Source organism: Novosphingobium sp. B1 (assembly GCF_900176395.1).
Taxonomy (GTDB): domain Bacteria; phylum Pseudomonadota; class Alphaproteobacteria; order Sphingomonadales; family Sphingomonadaceae; genus Novosphingobium.
In genome coordinates this window covers 22,409-29,063 of record NZ_FWXL01000022.1, presented here as the reverse complement: position 1 = coordinate 29,063, position 6,655 = coordinate 22,409, and the positions used below count along the sequence as shown (strand labels likewise).

The following is a 6,655-nucleotide window of genomic DNA, read 5'->3' as shown; positions in this document are numbered from 1 at the left end:
GGCCGCATTGAACGCGGATTCCTGTGGCGCAACAGCGGCGAAGGCAGGGACGATCACGGGCTCCGTTTCGTCTCTGGCAACCCTAATGGAGTGGGTTGAAATGAACCAGATAGGTTTCCGCAAACGCTCCGCAAACGCCCCTCTGATTTCCGCAAACGCGTATTATGATGTTCTAATAAAGCCCGGTTTTCCTACCGCAAACACACTTCAAGGTCATTTCCGCAAACGACCGCAAACACGACCGCAAACGACCGCAAACACCCCCTTATATACTACGTATATATCGGCGCGGCCCTTTGGGTCCGCCGCGCCGATCATGGAGATGGCCAAAGTGAGATCAGTTCAACTTGTTCGTGAGTGCTGGGTTTGTGGCGCGATGGTCACTGTCCGCAGGACGCTGACCGAATTGCAGGAGGAGCGCGAAAACAACATCCCGTCCGACATCATCGTCTGCAAAGGCTGTGAGCAGGAGGAACCAGCTAATGACCGAAAGTAATGTGCCAGGCCGTCGTTCCAGCAAGCCGACCCTCTACCAAGGCATCAACTTCCGCTCCCGTCTCGAAGCTCGCTGGGCAGCGATGTTCGACGTTCTTGGTTGGACGTGGGAGTATGAGCCAGAGACGCCCGGCGCGTACATCCCTGACTTCCTCATCCATGGTGTTCACGGTCGTCAGATGTACGTCGAGGTAAAGTCTTTCGTGGACTTTGTGCAGAATCGGGAAGCCATCGTCGCGAAGGCGGAGGGAGCGCTTGGTTTTGACGTGCCCTTCCTCGTGGTTACCGATCAATTTGAGCGGGCTATTGGGTTTGAAGAGCTGGTCCTTGGGGAAATTTACAACGCAGAAGGCGAAGACAGCAAGTTCGAGCGCGACAACGCTCTGATCTTTCAGCCCGGCAAGCAGGCGCATGGCCTGGAATTCGATCTTGCAGGCGAGTTCGGGTCTTGGAGGGGGCTCTTGACCGGCGCTTACGACGGCAACGGCTTGTTCGAAGTCTCGCTGCTGCCGAAGTCGGACTTGATGCGCATGTGGTCCCGCGCTGGCAACGCGATCCAGTGGAAGCCCGATCGCTGATGCTGACCGGCCGCCTCCTCACAATGTGGTCCGACCCCGAGGCCTACTACGACGGCCCGGTCGACGCGGACCTCACGACAGCAACCAACCCCTTCGAGGCCGCGACCGCCATCTTCGCCTTCGCCACCGAAGCGCAGACCAGCAACCGCAACGCAATGCGCACACGCTGGCCTGAATACCGCGGCAAGGTGCCTGCCGACCTTGCGCGCATCATCATCGACGAGAACGAGGGGGCCGCATGCTCATGAGTGCCGAAACGAAGCGACAGCCCGATACTGGACTGATCCGCCCATACCGGCCCTGCCCTGCGGACTTTCGCGAGCGCTTCCTCGAGATGGGGCAGTCGAAGGAGATCGAGGAGCACTACCGCACCAACTGGCGCGTCATCCGTCGCTGGATCGACGAGGCCGGCGGTGAAGCTCTGCGTGCGGAACGGTACGAGCGGTCGAAGGGCTTTGCGCGGCCGAATAAGCGCAGTGCCCGCCGGTACGTGATGGGCATGACGTTGAAGGGGGGTGTGAAGTGAGCCTGACGCCGAAACAGGAGGCGTTCGCCCTGGCCTACATCGAGACCGGCAATGCGTCGGAGGCCTATCGGCGCGCTTACGATGCAGCGCGGATGAAGGACGCAACGGTCAACCGCAAGGCCAAGGAGCTGCTCGACAACGGCAAGATCACGGCAAGGGTCGATGAGTTGAAGGCCGAGCACGCCGAGCGGCATGCGGTGACCGTCGATGCGATCGCCGCGATGTTGAGAGAGGATCGCGAGTTTGCCCGCAAGTGCGCAACGCCTGCTGCGGCTGTGTCGGCCACCATGGGCCTGGCTAAGCTCTACGGCCACCTGCGGGAGAAGGTCGAGCACACCGGCAAGGACGGGAAAGACCTGCCCGCGCCGCCGCCTGCAATCGCGATCTTTGCGCTGCCGGACAATGGGCGAGACACCGACGCCCTGACATGAACGCCATCGCCACCCCCGGCATAGGCCACAACGGCGGTCCCAAGATCGTCGACGGCCAAACGATCAAGCCCCAGCCAGGCCCCCAGACCGCGTTCCTTTCATCGGCCGCCGACATCGTCATTTACGGCGGTGGCGCCGGCGGTGGTAAGACGTGGGGCCTGTTGATGGAGCCGATGCGGCACATCAGCAATTCGGGCTTCGGTGCCGTGTTCTTCCGGCGCTCCACGGTCCAGATCCGCAACGAGGGCGGCCTCTGGGATGAAAGTGCTGTTCTTTACCCGCAGGTTGGCGGCGAGCCCAAAGAGCACACGCTGTCCTGGTCGTTCCCATCCGGTGCCAGTGTCAGTTTCGCCCACCTCGAACACGACAAGACCCGCTTTAACTGGCAGGGCAGCCAGATCCCGCTGATCTGCTTCGACGAGCTCACACACTTCAGTGCCGTGCAGTTCTGGTACATGGTCAGCCGCAACCGCTCGATGTGCGGTGTCCGGCCCTACATCCGCGCGACCTGCAACCCCGACGCGGATAGCTGGGTTGCCGAACTCATCGCATGGTGGATCGATCAGGACACGGGCTTGCCGATTCCGGAGCGGTCGGGTGTCATCCGGTATTTCGTGCGTGTCGGCGAAGACCTGCGCTGGGCTGACAGAGCCGACGACCTTGCCTGCTATACCATGCTCAACGATGCCGGCGAGCAGGTGCCGATCCCGCCGAAGTCGCTGACATTCATTCCGGCCAAGCTGACGGACAACAAGGCGCTGATGGCTGCCGACCCCGGCTACATGGCGTCTCTGCTGGCACTTCCGCTGGTCGAGCGCGAACGCCTCCTTGGCGGCAACTGGAAGATCAGGCCTGCAGCTGGGCTCTATTTCCAGCGGTCGTGGTGCCAGGTCGTCGATGCGGTGCCTGCCGGTACCATCTTCTGCCGGGGCTATGACTTGGGCGCGACGCAGCGTACAGCGGAAAACCCCGATCCCGACGCGACGTCCGGCACCAAGATCGGGCGCATGCCGAGCGGGCGCTACAGCCTCATCGTAGACCCTGCGCCCGACACGCCCAGGAGTTCGGTCCGATGCCTCCTGCCGGAGAACCCTCATCGCATGTTTGCGATGGAACCCCGTGACCGCAACGAACTCATCGAGCACCTTGCCCTTACTCGACCGATCGCATGCCCGGTATCGCGCGCCGACCGCCTCGATCAATTCTTTCCGCGTTGCCATGCTCATCTTCCTCATCGTTCCCTCCCGACCGTTGCCGGGAGCATTCTAGATGAGGCAACGGCCTGTCACTCAGGAGCAAAAAGGGTGAGGCAATGCGAACTCTCACCTTGAATGTCGCGCTACATCTGGCCGTAACGGACGGTCATGCGCAACCATGCAGCGGCGCGACCATGCCTCCAGTGTGCTCGATCGCGGAAGCTTGGAGACCGGAGCAGAACCTCATCTGCCGCGTTTCGGCGTGGTAACAAGGGGATGAATGTGCGCGTAAACCTGATGGTTCCATTGTTACTGGCGTGCTCGCTTGGCTTGTCAGCATGCGAGGTTCGGACCGATCCATCGCGGCAGAAGGAGGCGGGGGGAGCGGTTTCCCAACCAGCCTGGACCGACGTGTTGGCCGGCCAGCTCAGGAAGGCGATCGAGGCGCGTGCGGCCCACGGTCTCGACCGCATGTCGTTCGCTCTCGAGCAGCAAGCAGGCGATGCAGATCGTGATGCGGCGTTGACCCGGTCCGCGCTTGCATATGCTGGCGCGTTGGCTCGCGGTGCGGCCGATCCGACAAGGCTCTTCGACATTTACACCGTCCCACGTCCGCGCGCTGATCTTCGGGCGGGTCTGGCGCGCGCGATGCAGGAAGGTAAGCTGGACGAGTGGCTGGAGGGCCTGGCGCCAAACGACGACAATTACCGCAGGCTGTCGCAGGCTTACCTCCGGCTCCGGAAGTCGAGCAATGGGCCTCCCGCGCCGATCCCTGACGCGGGCAAGCCCATCGAACCGGGCAAGAGCGACCCGCGGATCCCGACGATCGCCGCGCAGCTCGTGGCCTTCGACTACCTCGACAAGGCCGCTGGAGGGACCGTGTATACGCCGCCGATGGTCGCTGCGGTCAAGCGGATGCAGGCCGATTATGGCATCGAACCCGACGGGGTGATCGGGACGGAGGCGCTGGAGATCCTGAACCTTTCGGACGCCGACCGGGCACGTGCCATCGCTGTTAACCTGGAGCGGCTGCGCTGGCTTGAGAGAAACCCGCCCGGGACGCGCGTCGATGTCAACCTTGCCGCTGCCCGGCTGGCGTACTGGCGGGATGGCAAGCTCGTCGGCACGCGCAGGGTGGTTGTCGGGGAGCCGGAAACCGCGACGCCGCAGCTCGGATCGCCGATCCTTCGCTTGGTCGCGAACCCGACCTGGACCGTCCCGCGTTCCATCCAGCGCAAGGAGATCGCCGGCAAGGGCGCCAGCTATCTTCGCCGTAACAACATGGTGTGGAAGGATGGCTGGATCGTCCAGCAGCCGGGTCCGAAGAACGCGCTCGGGCTGGTCAAGTTCGACATGCAGAACGAACACTCGATCTACCTGCATGACACGCCCGCCAAGGCGCTGTTTGCGGAGGTGCAGCGCCAGCGCAGCCATGGATGTGTGCGCGTCGAGGACGCCCTTGGCTTTGCCGAAATGCTTGCGCGCGACCAGGGGGTCTATGCGGAATGGCACCGGGCTCTCGCTACGGGCAAGGAGAGTTATGTCACGCTGCCGCGGCCCGTGCCGGTCCGTATGCTCTACCAGACCGTGCTATTCGACGAATCGGGCGAGCCGGTGGTGCGTTCCGACCCCTATGGCTGGAATGATCGCGTGGCGAGCGCGCTGGGTTTTCCGGCGAGTACGGGCTTTCGGGTGAAGACACGCGCGGCTGACGTCGGTCCGTGACGGCGAGACCGGTTGTGCGCTCACGAAGAATTGCGGTTCGGGTCGAACAATTGGCGAGCCGCACTCATGAGTGCCGCTCTCAGCAGGCCGCCCGATCATGTCTGGTCACGCCCATTATCTCGGATGAAGGGCGCGCCGCACCTCTTCGGTGATCGTGTAGACGGCCTGACGCTGGGCACCGCGATTATGATGGTCGACGCGGTAGCCCTGGTAGTGGCGCTGCACGAAGCCGGCCCTGACGAGCTCCGAGACCGCTCGGCTCACGTTGGTGCGGCCGGAGAGACGGATGCGCTTCTGGACCTCCGCCGCGATCAGCCGTTCGGCCTCCGACGTGTCGGATGGAAGCTCATTGCGCTGCGCGAGCTCCGCTCGCACCTTGTCGGCGATTGCAAGGCGGCGGGGGTCGCGCCGGGCGACGGGCACCAGCGCATCGCAGAGCCAGTCGCGCACCGGCACCTGGCGGTCGCCCTCACGGACATACGGGCCGGCCGAACCACTTTGGGCGCTCGCCTGTGCAATCAGATTGAGTACCATGAAGCTATAGCGGGGCCGCTCGCAGACTGACGTCAAGCGATCCAGAAGGCCCGGCAGGTCCAACGCAGGTGCGGCCTGCGGCGCTGCTCGTTCCGCAATGCCTTCGGCAGCGAAGAAGTCCGGTTGGAACATGAGAACGAATCAAGCACATCTCGATTCTCATGTGAATCCCTCTTGTTGCGGCGCGTCCATTTTATGCGGTGTCGCGTGTCTGGCTCGCAAGCCGGCACAGCCGCCAGAACGCTTGGACGACCGGACCTCAGCGCGATGTGGGCTCATGGCCGTCGGGGTCGTCGAGCCACGTCGGAATGTCGCGTCGCGCGTCGAGCACGCGCCATATGTCGATGTGATCGTCGCGTTCGACGTAGAAGACGAGCCACGGAAAGCGGGCGAGACGGCGATGTCGCAGACCCGGCAACATCAGTTCGTGCGCGTAGCGCGGAGAGCCGATGCCCGGTTGCTCCGCGATCGCTCGGTAGACTGCTTCTAGCGAGGTCACGAAGCCGAGCGCGACATCCGGCCCAGCCTCGTGAGCATAGTGGTCGATAGCGCTCTCGACGTCGCGATGGGCCTCGTCGCGGGGGACGACCCGCTTCATGGTCATGCCGTGCGGCGAGCCCGCACGCGCAGTCCTTCGAAATAGTCGTCGTCTGCTGGGGCGCCCGGGGTGGATTCAGCGCCGTCGAGCAGCAGCCGGCGCAATCGCTGGCGGTCCTGGTCCTTGCGGATGAGTTCGCGGACATACTCGCTGCTCGTGCCGTAGCCGCGGCCGGCAACCTGCTCGTCCACGAAAGCCTTCAGGGTATCGGGCAGCGAGATGTTCATCGTGCTCATGGCCGCAATAGATAAGCGGTTTGGCAAAATTTGGCAAGGTGAGCCGCCCGTCCTGCGTCTTCTGACGACTAGGTCAGACACTTTCCCGATGCGAGAAGCCCGGGAATGAACAGCCGTGGCACTTTACCGGCGGGGTAAAGTGCCACGAGCGGTTGTCTTCGCGGCGAGAAGCTGTGGGGGAGGTGATCGGCTCAGTGGGGAACAGGCGGGCGGGTAAAGCTCGCCAGGCTCCTCGAGCAGGGTAGCGGCTGACCGGCACCTGCATGACAGACTGATATAGCTCAGGGACGATTACATCTCTGATCCGGCACCCTTTCTGGCGGGGCGCCGTGGGGC

9 protein-coding genes and 2 pseudogenes are annotated in these 6,655 nt (G+C 63.3%); 7 read left to right on the top strand and 4 right to left on the bottom strand.

Features of this window, described 5'->3' with window-relative positions; all coding sequences use genetic code 11:
- From B9A23_RS23100 to B9A23_RS19770, 6 genes and pseudogenes are all read left to right on the top strand, one after another.
- Nucleotides 1-496, top strand: a 496-nt coding sequence (locus B9A23_RS23100; RefSeq protein ID WP_217806637.1) for a hypothetical protein, incomplete at its 5' end; no start/stop codon positions are given.
- Nucleotides 483-1,073 carry a hypothetical protein gene (locus tag B9A23_RS19790; RefSeq protein WP_084280989.1) on the top strand — a complete coding sequence of 197 codons (591 nt, stop codon included), beginning with the start codon at nucleotides 483-485 and terminating at the stop codon, nucleotides 1,071-1,073. The genes B9A23_RS23100 and B9A23_RS19790, both read left to right, overlap by 14 nt.
- A complete protein-coding gene (locus B9A23_RS19785; protein ID WP_176218086.1) occupies nucleotides 1,073-1,321 on the top strand; it encodes a hypothetical protein in 249 nt (82 codons plus the stop codon). The genes B9A23_RS19790 and B9A23_RS19785 overlap by 1 nt, the downstream gene beginning before the upstream one ends.
- The gene (locus B9A23_RS19780) at nucleotides 1,318-1,599 is read left to right on the top strand and encodes a hypothetical protein (RefSeq protein WP_139797588.1); all 282 of its coding nucleotides are present in this window, start codon (nucleotides 1,318-1,320) and stop codon (nucleotides 1,597-1,599) included. The genes B9A23_RS19785 and B9A23_RS19780 overlap by 4 nt, the downstream gene beginning before the upstream one ends.
- On the top strand, nucleotides 1,596-2,030 hold the full coding sequence (locus B9A23_RS19775) for a terminase small subunit (RefSeq protein WP_084280985.1): 435 nt from the start codon (nucleotides 1,596-1,598) through the stop codon (nucleotides 2,028-2,030). Before B9A23_RS19780 ends, B9A23_RS19775 begins: the two co-directional genes overlap by 4 nt.
- Nucleotides 2,027-2,908, top strand: a pseudogene (locus B9A23_RS19770) (terminase family protein); the annotation flags it as partial. The gene B9A23_RS19775 and the pseudogene B9A23_RS19770, both read left to right, overlap by 4 nt.
- A gap of 198 nt (nucleotides 2,909-3,106) precedes the next feature.
- Here the strand turns inward: B9A23_RS19770 and B9A23_RS23395 are convergent.
- Nucleotides 3,107-3,265 (bottom strand): annotated as a pseudogene (locus B9A23_RS23395) (transposase); the annotation flags it as partial.
- Between the two features lie 237 nt (nucleotides 3,266-3,502).
- On the opposite strand from B9A23_RS23395, the gene B9A23_RS19760 reads away from it, so the two are divergent.
- A complete protein-coding gene (locus B9A23_RS19760) occupies nucleotides 3,503-4,951 on the top strand; it encodes a L,D-transpeptidase family protein (RefSeq protein WP_176218085.1) in 1,449 nt (482 codons plus the stop codon).
- Nucleotides 4,952-5,065: 114 nt separating this feature from the next.
- On the opposite strand, the gene B9A23_RS19755 is transcribed toward B9A23_RS19760, so the two are convergent.
- From B9A23_RS19755 to B9A23_RS19745, 3 genes are all read right to left on the bottom strand, one after another.
- Complete coding sequence (locus tag B9A23_RS19755) at nucleotides 5,066-5,617, bottom strand: hypothetical protein (protein ID WP_084280983.1); 552 nt, start codon at nucleotides 5,615-5,617, stop codon at nucleotides 5,066-5,068.
- Nucleotides 5,618-5,744: 127 nt separating this feature from the next.
- Nucleotides 5,745-6,089 (bottom strand): type II toxin-antitoxin system RelE/ParE family toxin, encoded by a 345-nt coding sequence (locus B9A23_RS19750; protein WP_081096836.1) that lies wholly within the window; start codon nucleotides 6,087-6,089, stop codon nucleotides 5,745-5,747.
- Nucleotides 6,086-6,319, bottom strand: coding sequence for a type II toxin-antitoxin system ParD family antitoxin (locus B9A23_RS19745; protein ID WP_047867069.1), 234 nt, complete (start codon nucleotides 6,317-6,319; stop codon nucleotides 6,086-6,088). Before B9A23_RS19745 ends, B9A23_RS19750 begins: the two co-directional genes overlap by 4 nt.
- Nucleotides 6,320-6,655 lie beyond the last annotated feature (336 nt).